Source organism: Oxalobacteraceae bacterium OTU3CAMAD1, assembly GCA_024123915.1.
GTDB lineage: Bacteria > Pseudomonadota > Gammaproteobacteria > Burkholderiales > Burkholderiaceae_D > Rugamonas.
In genome coordinates this window covers 6,855,407-6,871,036 of sequence record CP099650.1, presented here as the reverse complement: position 1 = coordinate 6,871,036, position 15,630 = coordinate 6,855,407, and the positions used below count along the sequence as shown (strand labels likewise).

Sequence of the window (15,630 nt, the reverse complement as noted above, 5' to 3'; positions counted from 1 at the left end):
CCGCATGCATTTCAACGACGGGCGCTCGCCTTGGCAGCGCCTCCGCCCCCATGTCATGGTGTTCGACATTCCGCTGGCGCTCATCATCCTCGCCTTGCTGTCGGTGGGACTGGTCACGCTGTATTCGGCCGGCATCGCCATTCCGGGCAAGGTGTCCGATCAGCTGCGCAATATCGCCGCCGCCTTCTTCGTCATGTGGCTGGCCGCGAACATTCCACCGCAAACGCTGATGCGCCTCGCCGTGCCGGTGTACGCGCTGGCCGTGGCGCTGCTGGTCGCCGTCGCGCTGGTGGGCACGATCAAAGGCGGTTCGCGCCGCTGGATCACCATCGGCATCCAGCTGCAGCCGTCCGAATTCATGAAGATCGCCATGCCGCTGATGCTGGCGTGGTTCTTCCAGCGCCAGGCCGGCCAGCTGCGCTGGCAGGCGTATGCGGTCGCCGCGTTGTTGCTTGCGGTTCCCGTGGTCCTCATCGCGCGCCAGCCGGATCTCGGCACGGCCTTGCTGGTGGTGGCGGCCGGCGCCTGCGTGATCTTCCTCGCCGGCCTGTCGTGGAAGGCGCTTGCCGCGCTGGGCGCGGCCGCCTGCGTCGGCATGCCGTTGTTGTGGTCCGCGATGCACGATTACCAGCGCGAGCGCGTGCTGACCTTGATCGATCCCTATCACGACCCGCTGGGCAAGGGCTTTCATATCATCCAGTCGATGATCGCCATCGGCTCCGGCGGCGCGGCGGGCAAGGGCTGGACCCAGGGCACGCAGACGCACCTTGAGTTCATCCCCGAGCGCACCACCGATTTCATTTTCGCCGTCTTCTCCGAGGAATTCGGCCTAACCGGCAATCTGGTGCTGATGGTGCTGTACCTGCTGCTGATCTGGCGCGGACTCTCCATCGCCCTCAATGCATCCACTTTCTTTACGCGCCTGCTGGCGGGCGCCATTACGATGATTTACTTTACCTACGCTTTCGTCAACATGGGCATGGTCAGCGGGATCGTGCCGGTGGTCGGCGTGCCGCTTCCTTTCATGAGCTATGGCGGCACGGCGCTGCTGACACTGGGCCTTGGCGCCGGCATTTTAATGAGCATCCAGCGGCACAGCCGCGGTGTGCGTAGCGGTTCCGGCGCGCCGGCCTGGGGTGCGCTGGCATGATGGAGATGAAAGACACCGAGCGCGAACTGAAAGAGTTCCGCACGAGGATCGCGGTGCTTGGGCTGGCGGTGTTCGTCTGCTTTGGATTGCTGCTGGCGCGCTTCATCTGGCTGCAGGTGATCAAACATGACGACTTTGTCGTCAAGGCGGAGGAGAACCGTATCGCCATCGTCCCGATCACGCCCAATCGCGGGCTGATTTTGGATCGCAACGGCGTTATCCTGGCGCGCAATTACTCGGCCTACACGCTGGAGATCACGCCCTCCAAGCTGACCGCCACGCTGGACGAGACGATCGACGAGCTGGCCAAACTGGTCAATATCGAAGTCAAGGACCGCAAGCGCTTCAAGAAGCTGATGGAGGAATCGAAGCGCTTCGAGAGCGTGCCGCTGCGCACCCGCTTGACCGACGAGGAGGTGGCGCGATTTTCGGCGCAGCGCTTCCGCTTCCGTGGCGTCGAGGTGCAGGCGCGCCTGTTCCGTCAGTACCCGCTGGGCGAGACGGCGTCGCACGTGATCGGCTACATCGGCCGCATCAGCCGCGCCGAGGCCAACGCCATCGACGACGGCGAGGACGCCACCAACTATAAAGGCACCGACCATATCGGCAAAGAGGGGCTGGAAAAAAGCTACGAGCAGCAGCTGCACGGCCGCACCGGCTATGAAGAGGTGGAGGTGACGGCCGGCGGACGTGCGGTGCGCACCTTGTCGCGCAAGCCCGCCATCCCGGGCAGTAATCTGATCCTGTCGATCGATATCGAGTTGCAGAAGGTTGTGGAAGACGCCTTTGGCGACCGACGTGGCGCGCTGGTGGCGATCGAGCCTTCCACCGGCGACATCCTGGCCTACGTGTCGCGGCCCGGTTACGATCCCAACCTGTTCGTCGACGGTATCGATACGCAGAGCTGGAATGAACTCAACACCTCGCTGGACCGGCCGATGGTGAACCGGCCGCTGTCGGGCACCTATGCGCCGGGCTCCACTTTCAAGCCGTTCATGGCGCTGGCGGCGCTGGAGCTGGGCAAGCGCACCACCACCCAGGCCACCTACGATCCGGGTTACTACTACCTGGGCGGCCACAAATTCAACGACGACTTGGTCGGCGGCCATGGTTCGGTCGCCATGCACAAGTCCATCGTCGTCTCCTGTAACACCTATTACTACGAGCTGGGTCATGACATGGGGATCGACATGATCCACGATTTCATGAAGCCTTTCGGCTTCGGCCAGAAGACCGGCATCGACCTTTTCAACGAGAAGGTCGGCGTGCTGCCGTCGCAGGAGTGGAAGCGCAAGCGTTTCAAGGGTGCGGCCGGGCGCTGGGTAGGTGGTGATACGATCTCGATCAGTAACGGCTCCGGCTACAACGCCTACACCCCGCTGCAGATCGCGCACGCGGTGGCCAACCTGGCCAACGACGGCGTGGTGATGAAGCCCCATTTGGTCAAGATAATCGAGGACGGGGCCACGCGCGCGCGCGCGCTGACGGTGTCGAAGGAGAGCTATCGGATTCCGCTCAAGCAGGAGAACATCGATTTCATCAAGAACGCGATGGTCGGCGTGACCACGGAGGCCGGCGGCACCGGCGTTCGGGCATTCACCGGTGCCCAATACCGGGTCGGCGGCAAGACCGGTACGGCACAGGTGATCACGATTAAGAAAGGCGACAAGTACAATGCCGCCAAACTGGCGGAACGCCTGCGCGACAACGCGCTGTTTACCGCCTTCGCGCCGGCCGAGAAGCCGCGCATCGCGATCGCGCTGGTCGTGGAAAACGCCGGCAAGGGCGGCCTGGAAGCTGCGCCTATCGCGCGCAAGGCCCTCGACTATTACCTGCTGGGCAAACGCCCCGCCGGAAAGGATACAACCAAAGTGGAAAAAGAAGACGCGGAAGAAATCGTGCCGGTGGAAGGTCAGACCTTGGAAGAGCAGGCCGCCGCCGCAAGGCTGGAGCGTGGCGTCGGTGTGACCGGCGACGCGAACGGCACGGCGCCGGCACAGCCGGCGGCACCGGCCGCGCCGGCGCCCGCGCCAGCCCCGGCGCCGGCCGCTCCTGCGCCCACCACGCAACCGGCACCGGTGGTGCGGAAAAACCAATGAGGATGACGCCATGTGTATGAACCGAAGCCAACTACGGAACGCCTGCGCGGCACTGGCCCTGCTGGCGCTGGCTGGCTGCGGCACCGTTCCGACATCGGACGAAACGACCTCCCGGCCACCACGTGCCTCGGGACCTGTGATCAAGGCGCCGTCCACCACCAAGCCTGCCACCGGCCTGCCGGTGCTGCCGCCGGCTAACTCGGGGCGGGGCGGCTACTATCAGGACGACGGTCCCGGCGACGCGCCGCCGGAGAATCTGGCCAATGTGCCGGATGCCGACGTGCGCAACGATCCGCTGCTGCCGCGCTCCAACCGCCCCTATGTCGTCTTCGGCAAGACCTATACGCCGATCACGGACAACGAGCCTTTCACGCAGGTGGGCATGGGCACCTGGTACGGCAAGAAATTCCACGGCCAGCGCACGTCGTCGGGCGAGATTTACGATATGTACAAGATGACGGCCGCGCATCCAACGCTGCCCATTCCGTCGTACGCGCGGGTGTCGAACATGGTCAGCGGGGCGACGGTGATCGTGCGTATCAACGACCGGGGGCCGTTCCATGCCAAGCGCGCCATCGACGTGTCGTACACGGCGGCGCTGAAACTGGGCTTGCTGGGCAAGGGCAGCCATGAGCTGAAGATCGAGCGCATTCTGCCCGAGGAGATCGACCGCATGCTGGCGACGAAAGAGGGCGTGTCGGGCACGAAGGCGCCGCGCTTGCAGACGTCGTCGCAGTCCGGGGCGCGATTGTCGTCGTATGCGGGGGAGAGTAGCAAGCAGCCTTCGACGACGCCGCAGCCGTTGGTGCTGACGCCGAAGGCGGTATCGGGTAGCGGTGTGGCTGCCGCGCCGGCGGTTGCTTCGGCGGCTGCGCCGGGTGCGGCGTCGGGCACTAAGTCCGAAATCGAGACGTTGATGCTGGCCGATAGCGTGCCGGCGGCCACCAGCGGCTTTTATCTGCAGCTTGGCGCTTATACCCGGGCGGAGAATGCGGAAGCCGTGCGGGGCAAGCTGACGGGGAATGGTTTTTCGACCTTGGAAGTGGTGCAGAGCGGGCCTGTGCACCGTTTGTTCGGCGGGCCGTTTGCCAGCCGCCAGGAGGCGTTGCAGGCGGCGCAGGGATTGCCGCCGGCGTTGAGCCTCAAGCCGATTGTGGTTCAGCGCTGAGGCATGGGCAGTCGGGGTGCGTATTGACGCATGCGTTGTCTGAACCACGTAGGGCGGATTAGCGCAGCGTAATCGGCCATGCATGCGTTATCGTCGGCGCATGCATGGCCGATTACGGCGTTCCGCCTAATCCGCCCTACGTATCTCCTCGGCGGATACTCTTTTGCTGGCCCTTATTTGCAACTGTGGGTTTGCGTGTTCGGGAAATCGGCGCGGATCTTTTCCAGATCCGCTTGCAATTCCGCGTCGACGTCGCGGAACTGGAACGCCAGCAGCTTGCTCCCGCTCATGCGCGGCGTGACGCGCGCGGTGCGTACGCCTTGCTTGACCAGCGCCGCCAGCTGGTTCTGCGCCGCCGTTTCGCTCTTGAACACGCCCAGCGAGATCGCCCAGCGCATCGGTGAATTGTCCGGCATGACGAAGAAGTTGGTCACGCCCAGTCCGCGCAGTTCGGCCGCTTTTTTGTCGGCGGCTTCCTTGCTGCCCATCGGCGGGATGTTCACGATGTAGCTCGATATCTCGGTGCCCGGCAGGTTGCGGCGCGATTGGCGGTCGCCCAGATTCAATGCGGCCAGACGCGCTTCGAACCGGCGCGCGTCGGCGATGACGAAGCTGCCGATCTCCACGCACGCCAGCGGCTGCGGCGCGGCCTTGCCGTCAACCGGCGCGCTGGCCGCGTCGCCTGCGGCGGCAACGGCAGGCGCATGGCCAGCCCGCTCCGCCGAAACGATGGTCAGCTGATTGGCGTTGAGCTGATTGACAAGGCGCGCCGGTTCGCGCTCGTTGCCGCTGAAGTGACCGAGATAGCCCCGCCCATACGCGAACAGCGCGGCGTTGACGGCTAACAGCGACCAGAAAATAAACTTCAGCACGGGCTTCCTCGGTGGGGCAATTCGATTCAGTCGGTCCGCCCGGCGCCGGCGGCGGCGTGCAGGCCTATCAACACGATATTTTCGACGATACGGTGCGGCACCTTGAGCATCGGCGCGATGTAGGGCGCCGCGCCGCCGGAGATGATGCATTCCGCCGCCTGGTGCCGCGCGAACGCGTGCTCGATGGCGCCGCTCTGCGCGGCCAGGCAGCCGCTCAAAATGGCGTCGTCGGTATTGTCGGCGAATCCGTCAGGCAGCTTACCGTCTTGCGCAATTTGCGGCAACTGCGCCGTGTTGCGCGCCAGCGAACTGGCCATCAAGCCCAGGCCGGGCAGGATCATCCCGCCCAGGAATACGCCGTCGGCGGTGATGGCGTCGATGGTGGTGGCGGTGCCGCAGTTGGCGACGATGATGGCGCGCCCCGGCGCCAGGGTGTGGCCGGCGATCGCGGCGGCGAAACGGTCGCAGCCCAGTTGCGCGGGATTGCGGTAGCCGTTGGTCAGCCCCGCCAGCGACGGCCGCGATTCGAACCAGCTTATAGCTACCCCCTGCGCCTGCGCCAGCGGCATGGCGGGGAAGGTCCGCTGCAGCACATACTCGAGGTGGACGCGCAGCGCGTTGCCGGCCACGTTGGCGATCAGGATGCGTTCGACCGGACGCTGGGCGACGGCTTCGCTCCAGATCAGTTCAAGCTGCGTCAGGTCGGCGTGGACCACGGCGCCATGCGCCAGCCACGTGCCGGGCTGCGCGTCCGCGTCGGCCAGCGCCCATTTGACGCGGGTGTTGCCGGCGTCGATCAGTAAAATCATGATAATCCGATGGAGGAGGGGATGGTTGACGACAGGCGCAGCGAGACGTCGCCGGACAGCACCTCGACCCGTCCGTGCTCCGTGTCGAGCATCAGCCGCCCGATGGCGTCGACACCGGCGGCGCGGCCCTGTTGCAGCACCTGGCCGTGGTCGAGGATGACGACGTCCCGCCCCTGCCACGCGTGCAGCAGGTTCCAGCGCTCGGCGAAGGGCGCGAAGCCGGTGTCGTCGAATTCGGCCAGCACGGCGGCCAGGCGGCTCAGTAAGGCGGCCATCAATTCGTTGCGGTCCATTTTCGCCAGCCACGGCGCGGCGGCCACCGCGCGGCCGATCTGTTCTTCCAGTTCGTCGGGCATCAGCAGGTTGATGCCGACGCCGATGACGGCCCAGACGGCGCCATCGACGTCCTTGCGCGAGGTTTGCGTTTCGACCAGGATGCCGGCCAGTTTTTTACCGTCGCGCAGCAGGTCGTTGGGCCATTTGATTTGCACCGGTACGCCCAGCGAGGCGATGGTCTCGGCCAGCGCCACGCCGACCGCCATCGGCAGGCCGGTCATGCGGTGCAACGGTCCCTTGAAGCGCCAGGCCAGCGAGAACATCAGCGCGGCGCCCGGCGTGGACAGCCAGCTGCGCCCTGCGCGGCCACGGCCGGCGGTCTGGTTTTCGGCGATGCGCAGCAGCGGGCCGTCCAAGGTGTCGAGGCGGGCCAGCAGATCGGCGTTGGTGGAGCCGGTTTCGGCGACGACTTCGATCGCCACGTGGGTGGCGCTGGTGGCGCAGCGGGCGGCGACGGCGTCCGGCGACAACGATAGGGATGCGGCGGTCATGGTGCGGCCTTGCGCGGTTTGTGCGGCGCCCTGGCGAAGGCGAAATCGTAGACGGCGTTCGGCATCAGGCGCAGCACCTTTGCGACCACGCCCATCTGCCACGGAATGACGGCATAGCTGGCGCCGGCGGCGATGGTGCGCGCGGCCTTGGCGGCGAATTTTTCAGGCGCCATCAGGAACGGCATCGGATAAGGATTCACCTTCGTCATCGGCGTATCGATGTAGCCGGGGCAGAGCGTGACGACCTTGAGGCCGTAGGGTTTCATCTCCAACCGCAGCGATTCGCAGTAGCTGATCACGGCCGCCTTGGAGGCGCTGTACGCCTCGGCGCCAGGCAGGCCGCGTATGCCGGCCACGCTGCCGATGCCGACCAGCCGCGCCGGCGTGCGCTGCGCCCTCATCGCCGCGATGAACGGCGCGAAGGTGGCGGCGGTGGCGACCACGTTGGTGGCGATGATGCTGTCGAACACCGCGATGTCCTCGGCGAACTCGGTCAAGGTGCCCGCCGAGATGCCGGCGTTGGCGATGACCACGTCAATGCCGCCGGCATGGGCCAGGAAGTCGCGCGCGGCAGCAGCGATGGCGGCGTGGTCGCGCACATCGACGACGTAGGCGCGGTGTTTTTCCGAATTGGGGAATGAGGCGATCAGGCTATCGAGCGCGTCGCCGCGCCGGCCCAGCAGGCCCAGGACGGCGCCCTGCGACGCGTATTGCGCCGCGAGCGCGGCGCCGATGCCGCTGGAGGCGCCGGTGATGAAGACGCGCTGACCGCTCATGCCCGGGCGCCAGGTGGCGCCGGCTGCCGGGCCGAAGCCGTTGTCAACGCGTCTTTGGAGGACATGCTTACTTCTTTTCCGCTTTCGCTTTCGCGACCAGGATATCCATCACTTGCAGGCCCTGGGTGTGCAGCTGGGCTTCGCTGGTGGCGGTCTTGGAGCCTTCGTCGGACATCGATGGCGACGTCACATACTTGCCGTCGATGGCGAACATCGGCCACGAGTCGACGCCGTAGGTGTCCATCATCGCGGTGGCCTTGCGGATGCGGGCCTGCACGCCGAAGCTGCGATAGGTGTCGATGAATTTCTGGCGGTCGATGCCCTGCTTGGCGATGAAGTCGAACACCAGCTCGTCGCGGTTCATGCGGTTGCGGTTGACGTGCATCTCGTTGAAGATCTTGGTGTTGATCGCCTCGGTCATCAGGCCCATGGCTTCCAGCGTGTAGAACATTTTTTGCTGCGGCAGCTCGGTGTTGGTGCGCGAAATGTGCGTGCGCTTGAAGACGATGTTGTCGCCTTGCTTCTTGACCCAGGCGGTCAAGGACGGGTCCAGCGCGTGGCAGTGCGGGCAGGCGTAGTCGAAGAACTCGATCACTTCCACCTTTTTGCCGGTGTCGACGGGCTGCGGCGTCGGCAAGGTTTTGTATTCGACGCCGTTCTTCGGTTCGGCCGGGGATGCGGAAGCCGACATCGGTGAAAAGGCGACTGCGCTCAGCATCAGCGCGCTCAAAACGTATTTCAGAATTCGCATCATTACTCCTGGCTTGGTTCGTTACTTTTGATTGCGCACGACTGCGACGTCGACGCCGTTTTCAGACAACTTGCTGCGGACTTTGTTCATCGCCTCGACCTGGTTGAACGGGCCGATGCGAACCCGGTGCAGCACGCCGGTGTCGGTGGTGCGGTCCGACAGGTTGGCCTCGAAGCCGAGCAACGCCAGCTTGGCGCGGGCGCTTTCGGCGTCGGCCACCTCGCGGAAGGCGCCGGCCTGCAGGTAATAGATGTACTTTTCGTCGCCGCCGTTGGCCGGCGCGGCGGTGGCGCCCGCCGCCGGTGCGGCGGTGTTGGCCGGGGTCTTGGCGACCGGCGTCGGCGTCACGTTCGACGCCGAAGGAACGGTTTTCGGCTTGTCGGCCGCGGCACCCTGGATACGGTCGACCACCGCCTGCAGCGGATCGGCCGCGGGCGCTTTCGGCGCGGCCGGAGCCGGCGCGGCGGGCGCCGCAGGCGGCGCGGTTGGCGTATCCCGGCTCAAGTCCTTGGCCGCCGCGCGCGCCGCTTCCTTGCTGCCGTACATAGGCTTGTTCGGATCGGCCGCCTGGCCCGCGGTCGTTTCCGTACTCTTGTTGCTGCGCCCCTTGTCGGTGAACGGGGAGGCCCCCTTGTTGATCACCAGCGCGACGACGACGGCGACGGTCAGGCCGATGACCAGGCCGATGACGATGCCGATGAAGGTGTTGCCCTGTTGGCGCGAACGCGGGGTGAGACTGGTACGGAAATTCATTGTGCGGGATATCCTTCGCAATTACATTTTGTTGGGAGCGGAGACGCCGATCAGCGCCAAACCGTTTTGCAGCACCTGGCGGGTGGCGACCATCAGCGCGATACGGGCCGCCTTGAGCGCCTCGTCGTCGACCAGCACGCGTTCGGCGAAATAGAAGCTGTGCAGGTTGGCGGCCAGGTCGCGCAGGTAGAAGGCGATCTGGTGCGGGCCCAGTTCGGCCTGGGCGCGCGCCAGGGTCTCCGGGTACGCGGCCAGGGTGGCCAGCAGGGTCGCCTCGGTCGGCGCGGTCAGCGGCGACAGGTCGACATCGGCCAGCGCGGCGACGTCGCCGGTGAACTGTTCGAGCATGCGGCAGATACGCGCGTGCGCGTACTGCACGTAATACACCGGATTTTCATCCGAGGTTTTCAGCGCGACGTCGACGTCGAACACGAATTCGGTGTCGGCTTTGCGCGAGATGAGGAAGAAGCGCACCGCATCGCGGCCCTTGGTGATGTCGCCGCCGCCGGACCATTCGATCAGGTCGCGCACGGTGACGTAGGAACCGGCGCGCTTGGAGATCTTGACCTCCTCGCCGCCCTTCATCACGGTGACCATCTTGTGCAGCACGTAGTCCGGGAACCCCTGCGGGATGCCGACGTTGACCGCCTGCAGGCCGGCGCGCACGCGGGCGATGGTGCCGTGGTGGTCGGAGCCCTGGACGTTGATCGCCTGGCCGAAACCGCGCTGGAACTTGACGATGTGGTAGGCCACGTCCGGCACGAAGTAGGTGTAGGTGCCGTCCTTCTTGCGCATCACGCGGTTCTTGTCGTCGCCGTAGTCCTCGGTGCGCAGCCACAGCGCGCCTTCCTCTTCGTAGGTCTTGCCGGATTTATTGAGCATGTCGACGGCCGCGTCGACCTTGCCGTCGGCGTACAGCGACGATTCGAGGTAGTAGTTGTCGAACTTGACGCCGAAGGCCTGCAGGTCGATATCCTGCTCGTTGCGCAGGTAGGTTACGGCGAAGGCGCGGATCGATTCGATGTCGTCGATATCGCCGGAAGCGGTGGCCGGGGCGCCGTCGGAGGCCGAAACGGTCTTTTTGGCCTTGAAGTCCTCGGCGATGTCGGCGATGTAGTCGCCGTTGTAGGCCGATTCGGGCCACTGGGCGTCGCCGGGCTTGAAGCCGCGCAGGCGCGCCTGGACCGAATTGGCCAGGGTCTGGATTTGCACGCCGGCGTCGTTGTAGTAGAACTCGCGGGTGACCTTGTAGCCCTGGGAGCCGAACAGCGACGACAGCGCGTCGCCCAGCGCGGCCTGGCGGCCGTGGCCCACGTGCAGCGGGCCGGTCGGGTTGGCCGAGACGAATTCGATGATCACGCTCTTGCCGTCGCCCGTATCGCTGCTGCCGTAGGCGGCGCCCTGCGCCAGCACCGCCTTGACCACGGCCTGCTTGGCGGCGGCGCTCACGCGCAGGTTGATGAAGCCCGGACCGGCGATGTCGGCCGACTCCACCAGGCCCTTGCCGGCGGGGTTGGCCAGCAGCGCCTCGACCACCTTGGTGGCCAGTTCGCGCGGGTTCATTTTGAGCTGCTTGGCCAGTTGCATGGCGATGTTACAGGCCACGTCACCGTGCGACGGGTCGCGCGGGCGCTCCAGCACGACGTTGCTGGTGACTTCCGTCCCGGCCAGGATCGGTGCGAGGGCGGCCTGGAACAGGGCGGTGATATCTTGTTTTTGTTGGGCGAGCATGAGCGAAATGGCGGCCGGGCCGCGCTAAAAAATTCATCTGAAAGCGAAAACGGCCGGCGCTCTGGCACCGGCCAAACAATGGTCATTATACTGGTTTGCACGGCGCCGGTGAGGGTAGCCGAGCGCCCGCGCCGCAGCGCGACGGGCTTGCGGCTAACCGACTTTTACATTCTTGTCAGCGACTTGTCATAGGCGCTGCTGTGGCACTACTGTATACTGCGCGATCACGGCTGCCGGCCGCTCTCTGGAATTAGCATATGAACAAGCAGCGCCCGACGCTCTCACTGAAGTCACCCGCCAAGGCGGCAGCGCCCAAGCTGCGCGCCAGCCATGCGCGTGACCTGAAACCGGCGCTGCAAACCAGCTTCCAGACCGGCTTGCGGCCAGATTCGCTCGCTTTCAGCCTGATCGGCGCCGCCCACGCGGTGGCCCAGGTCCGCACCGGCACCAATCTGCCGCAGGCGCTGGCGCAGGTATGGGCCAAAAGCGAAGCCAAAAACGACCTCACCCCGCAGGCGCGCGGCGCCATGCAGGACATCGCCTACCGCTGCATGCGCCAGCTGGGCCAGAGCGAGACCCTGATCGCGCTGATGGCGCCCAAGGCGCCGGACCCGCTGGTCGGCGCGCTGCTGGCCTGCGCGCTGGCCCTGATGACGGCGCCGGACGCCGTCAAGCCGTACGAGGAATTCACCGTTGTCGACCAGACCGTGACGGCGGCCGACGCCCACCCGGACACCGCGCGCGCCAAAAACATGGTCAACGCCGTGCTGCGCCGCTTCCTGCGCGAGCGCAAGGCGCTGCTGGAGACGGCGCTGCTGCAGCCGCTGGCCAAGTGGAACTACCCGCAATGGTGGATCGACGCGGTGCGCGCGGCCTGGCCGCAGGACTGGCAGGCGGTGCTGGCGAGCGGCAACACCGCGCCGCCGCTGACGTTGCGCGTCAACGTCCGCAAAACCTCGGTGGAGCAGTATCTGGCGACCCTGGCGCAAGCCGGCATGGACGCCACGCAAATCGGCCCTTACGCCGTGCGCCTCGCCAAACCGGTCGGCGTGAGCCTCATTCCCGGCTTCGCCGACGGCCTGGTGTCGGTGCAGGACGCCGCCGCCCAGCTGGCAGCGCCGCTGCTGGACGTGCAAAACGGCATGCGCGTGCTCGACGCCTGCGCCGCCCCTGGCGGCAAGACCTGCCACATCCTGGAACTGGCCGGCGCCGACGCGGATGTCCATGTGACGGCGCTCGACGCCGACCCCAAGCGCCTGGCGCGGGTCGAGGAAAATCTGCAGCGATTGCAGCTGAAAGCCGCATTGCAGGCCGCCGAGGCGCAAACATCGACCTGGTGGGACGGCAAACCGTTCGACCGCATCCTGGCCGACGTGCCGTGTACGGCCTCCGGCATCGTGCGCCGCCACCCGGATATCCGCTGGCTGCGCCGCAAGGGCGACACGCTCCAACTTGCAACACTTTCGGCCAAAATCCTCGACAACCTTTGGCAGATGCTTGCCCCGGATGGTAAATTGCTGTTCGTAACGTGTTCCTTGTGGCCGCAGGAATCGGAAGCGCAGGCCGCCGCCTTCGCCGTGCGCAACAATGCGGTGCGGCTCGACGCGCCCGGTCAATTGCTGCCGGCCGGCGGCGAATGCCAGGACCACGATGGTTTGTTCTACGCGCTTTTCCAGAAAAATGCGTAAGCGTTTTGCCTGGTTTTTCGCCTGTTTTTTTGCTGCATTTCCCGTCGCACCCCCGCGTATTACGCACCTATTGAGCACCGGCCCACACGTGATACAACGATTTTTTCGCCTGCTGATCGGGCCCTTGCTGCTGATACTGGCCTGCGCGCTGCCGCAGGCGGCCAGCGCTGCCGACGGCGTCGAGATCAAGCGGGCCTACGTGGAGGCGACCGACGAGGGCTACCGCCTGTCGGCCAATTACGGCTTCGACCTCAGCCACGGCCTGGAAGACACCCTGCAATACGGCGTCGTGCTGTATTTCACCACCAGCATCGAATTCACCCGTCCGCGCTGGTATTGGTTCGACGAGAAGGCTATTGTTGCGCGCCAGACCATCAGCCTGTCGTACAACGTGCTCACGCGCCAGTACCACGTGGCCGTCATCGGCAGCGTGCGGCAAAGTTTCTCGTCGCTCGACGACGCGCTGTTCCTGATCCGCCGCCCCAACCGCTGGATCGTCGCGCCGCGCGGCGCGCTCAAGGTCGGCGAGACTTACAGCGTCAAGCTGAGCATGGGGCTGGACCCGAACTACCTGCCCAAGCCGATCCAGATCAACGCCCTCAATAATAATGAATGGCGCCTGGCGTCCGACAAGAAAACCTTCCTCTACAGGGCCGAGTAGGTGAGCACAGCGCTCCGGTACTTTGCCGTCATCGGCGGCGCCGTCGTCAGCATCCTGCTGTTCCTGCTCGCCTCGGCCTCCGACAATTCCGGCTTTTTCGACCGCTACTACGCCTGGCTGCTGGGCCTGAACGCGGCGGTGGCCGTGGCGCTGCTGCTGCTGGTGGCGGTGTCGCTGTTCCGCCTGTATGCCCGCTACAAGAGCGGCAAGTTCGGCTCCAAGCTGATGACGCGGCTGGTTCTGCTGTTCGCCGCCGTCGGCGTGCTGCCCGGGCTGGTGATCTTCCTGGTGTCGGTGCAGTTCGTCTCCCATTCGATCGAATCGTGGTTCAACGTGCCGGTCGAGGAGGCGCTCGAATCGGGCATCAACCTGAGCCGCGAAGGCCTGGACCGTTCCCTGAACGAGCTGACCGCGACCGCCGCCCGCACCACGCAGCGCCTGGCCGGCGAGGGCGACGGCACCGAGCGCCTCATCCTGGCCCAGCTGGTCAAGGAGCAGCCCGGCATGCAGAACGCCATCATCGTCGACGCCGAGGGCGGGCTGGTGGTCAGCGCCCGCGCCAGCCGCAGCGGCAACCTCAGCGCCGACCTGCCGACCCGCGAGATGATGGCCAAGGCCAAGAGCGACGAATCCTACGGCGCGCCCGAGGGCGGCAACGAGCTGCGCAGCGACCTGGTCGACGCGCCCGTCAACGCCCAGGACAGCCTCAGCCAGCTGCGATTGCGGGTGGTGATGGCCATTCCCGACCGCGTGCGGCCCAACGGCACGCAGCTGGCGCCGCGCTACCTGCAACTGATCCAGCTGGCGCCGGCGCAACTTGCCGCCGACGGCGAGACCATCCGCAGCGCCTATTCCAACTACAAGGAGCGCTTCGTCGCCCGCGTCGGCCTGCGCAAGATGTACATCGTCACCCTGACGTTGACCCTGCTGCTGGCCGTGTTCGGCGCCATCGCTAGCGCCTTCCTGATCGCCAGCGACCTGGCGCAGCCGCTGCTGCTGCTGGCCGAGGGCACGCGCGCGGTGGCCGAGGGCGACCTGTCGCCGCGCCCGATCGTGGCCACCTCCGACGAGCTGGGCACGTTGACGCAGTCGTTCAACACGATGACGCGCCAGCTGTCGGACGCCCGCAGCGCCGTCGAGCGCAACCGCGCGGCGCTGCAAAACGCCAAGGCCCACCTGGAGTCGGTGCTGGCCAATATGTCGGCCGGCGTGATGGTGCTGGACCACGAGTTCCATCTGATTAGCTTCAACGATTCGGTCGAGCGCATCCTGCAGCAGGCCGGCGTGACGATGATCGGGCGCAAGCTCAACGAGGTCGAGGGCATGCAGGAATTCGGCGCCGCCATCGTCGCCGCGTTCGCCGCGCAGAGCGCGCAGTCGGCCGCCGGCCGCAACCTGCAGCGCATGCACTGGCAGCGCCAGATCGAGGTGCCGCGCCGCTCGGCCAGCCTGGACGACAACGATTTGACCCTGCTCACGCGCGGCTCGCGCCTGCCGATCGAGGGCGGCAGCGGCTACCTGGTGGTGTTCGACGATATCTCCGACGTCATCTCGGCGCAGCGCTCGATCGCCTGGGGGGAAGTCGCGCGCCGCCTGGCCCACGAGATCAAGAATCCGCTGACGCCGATCCAGTTGTCAGCCGAACGCCTGCAAATGAAACTTGAGGGTAAGCTGGCTGCGGACGACGTGGCGCTGCTCAATAAGGGAACGGCGACCATCGTCAACCAAGTGGCGGCGATGAAGCGCATGGTCGACGATTTCCGCGACTACGCGCGCACGCCGCCGGCGGTGCTGGAGCCGCTCGACCTGAACGCGCTGGTCGAGGAGATCCTGCACCTGTATGTGAGCGGCGAGGGCGACGACATCATCCACCCGCAACTGGCCGCCGGCCTGCCGCTGGTGATGGGCGACGCGACGCAGCTGCGCCAGGTGATCCACAATCTGCTGCAAAACGCGCAGGACGCGATGGCCGAGCAGGCGGCCGGGCGGCCCGATATGCAGCCGCGCATTGACGTCGTCAGCGAAGCCATCCATTATCAGGGTGCGGACGGCAGCACGCGCGTGGCGGTGCGTTTGGCGATCGTCGACAACGGCCCGGGGTTCGCGCCCAAGATCCTGGCGCGGGCGTTCGAACCGTACGTGACGTCGAAGGCGCGCGGCACCGGCTTGGGGTTGGCGATGGTGAAGAAAATTATCGACGAGCATGGGGGCAGGATTGATATCCAGAATCATGTCGATGGAAGTGGCGCGTCTATACTGATTTTGCTGTTAAAGTTAGCACCGACGACGCACAATACTTAAAGTTAAGTTCAATACAAAATCATTTGCCGCATCGATGGCGAAAA

Annotated in this window: 13 protein-coding genes; 6 read left to right on the top strand and 7 right to left on the bottom strand. The window is 65.6% G+C overall.

Annotated features, from left to right (window positions below; all coding sequences use genetic code 11):
• Positions 1-4 precede the first annotated feature (4 nt).
• From rodA to NHH88_29380, 3 genes are read left to right on the top strand one after another with little or no spacing between them, the layout of a single operon-like run.
• The gene (gene rodA / locus NHH88_29390) at positions 5-1,150 is read left to right on the top strand and encodes a rod shape-determining protein RodA (protein USX13716.1); all 1,146 of its coding nucleotides are present in this window, start codon (positions 5-7) and stop codon (positions 1,148-1,150) included.
• The gene (gene mrdA / locus NHH88_29385; protein USX13715.1) at positions 1,147-3,249 is read left to right on the top strand and encodes a penicillin-binding protein 2; all 2,103 of its coding nucleotides are present in this window, start codon (positions 1,147-1,149) and stop codon (positions 3,247-3,249) included. The genes rodA and mrdA overlap by 4 nt, the downstream gene beginning before the upstream one ends.
• A 10-nt stretch (positions 3,250-3,259) precedes the next feature.
• Positions 3,260-4,417, top strand: coding sequence for a septal ring lytic transglycosylase RlpA family protein (locus NHH88_29380; protein ID USX13714.1), 1,158 nt, complete (start codon positions 3,260-3,262; stop codon positions 4,415-4,417).
• A 173-nt stretch (positions 4,418-4,590) separates the two neighbouring features.
• Here NHH88_29380 and NHH88_29375 read toward each other — a convergent pair whose 3' ends face one another.
• From NHH88_29375 to argS, 7 genes are all read right to left on the bottom strand, one after another.
• Positions 4,591-5,289, bottom strand: coding sequence for an SPOR domain-containing protein (locus tag NHH88_29375; GenBank protein ID USX13713.1), 699 nt, complete (start codon positions 5,287-5,289; stop codon positions 4,591-4,593).
• Between the two features lie 26 nt (positions 5,290-5,315).
• Complete coding sequence (locus NHH88_29370; protein USX13712.1) at positions 5,316-6,098, bottom strand: type III pantothenate kinase; 783 nt, start codon at positions 6,096-6,098, stop codon at positions 5,316-5,318.
• Positions 6,095-6,925, bottom strand: a complete 831-nt coding sequence (locus NHH88_29365) for a biotin--[acetyl-CoA-carboxylase] ligase (protein ID USX13711.1) — start codon at positions 6,923-6,925, stop codon at positions 6,095-6,097. The genes NHH88_29370 and NHH88_29365 overlap by 4 nt, the downstream gene beginning before the upstream one ends.
• A complete protein-coding gene (locus NHH88_29360) occupies positions 6,922-7,701 on the bottom strand; it encodes an SDR family oxidoreductase (protein ID USX13710.1) in 780 nt (259 codons plus the stop codon). Before NHH88_29360 ends, NHH88_29365 begins: the two co-directional genes overlap by 4 nt.
• A 67-nt stretch (positions 7,702-7,768) precedes the next feature.
• Positions 7,769-8,452: a thiol:disulfide interchange protein DsbA/DsbL gene (locus NHH88_29355; protein ID USX13709.1), complete on the bottom strand. Its 684-nt coding sequence runs from the start codon at positions 8,450-8,452 to the stop codon at positions 7,769-7,771.
• Positions 8,453-8,473: 21 nt separating this feature from the next.
• A complete protein-coding gene (locus tag NHH88_29350) occupies positions 8,474-9,205 on the bottom strand; it encodes an SPOR domain-containing protein (GenBank protein ID USX13708.1) in 732 nt (243 codons plus the stop codon).
• Between the two features lie 21 nt (positions 9,206-9,226).
• The gene (gene argS / locus NHH88_29345; GenBank protein ID USX13707.1) at positions 9,227-10,936 is read right to left on the bottom strand and encodes an arginine--tRNA ligase; all 1,710 of its coding nucleotides are present in this window, start codon (positions 10,934-10,936) and stop codon (positions 9,227-9,229) included.
• 257 nt (positions 10,937-11,193) lie between these two features.
• On the opposite strand from argS, the gene rsmB reads away from it, so the two are divergent.
• The 3 genes from rsmB to NHH88_29330 all read left to right on the top strand — a co-directional run bounded on the left by rsmB (position 11,194) and on the right by NHH88_29330 (position 15,586).
• On the top strand, positions 11,194-12,624 hold the full coding sequence (rsmB, locus tag NHH88_29340) for a 16S rRNA (cytosine(967)-C(5))-methyltransferase RsmB (GenBank protein USX13706.1): 1,431 nt from the start codon (positions 11,194-11,196) through the stop codon (positions 12,622-12,624).
• An 88-nt stretch (positions 12,625-12,712) separates the two neighbouring features.
• The gene (locus tag NHH88_29335; protein USX13705.1) at positions 12,713-13,285 is read left to right on the top strand and encodes a DUF4390 domain-containing protein; all 573 of its coding nucleotides are present in this window, start codon (positions 12,713-12,715) and stop codon (positions 13,283-13,285) included.
• Complete coding sequence (locus tag NHH88_29330; GenBank protein ID USX13704.1) at positions 13,286-15,586, top strand: ATP-binding protein; 2,301 nt, start codon at positions 13,286-13,288, stop codon at positions 15,584-15,586.
• The last annotated feature ends 44 nt before the right edge of the window (positions 15,587-15,630 follow it).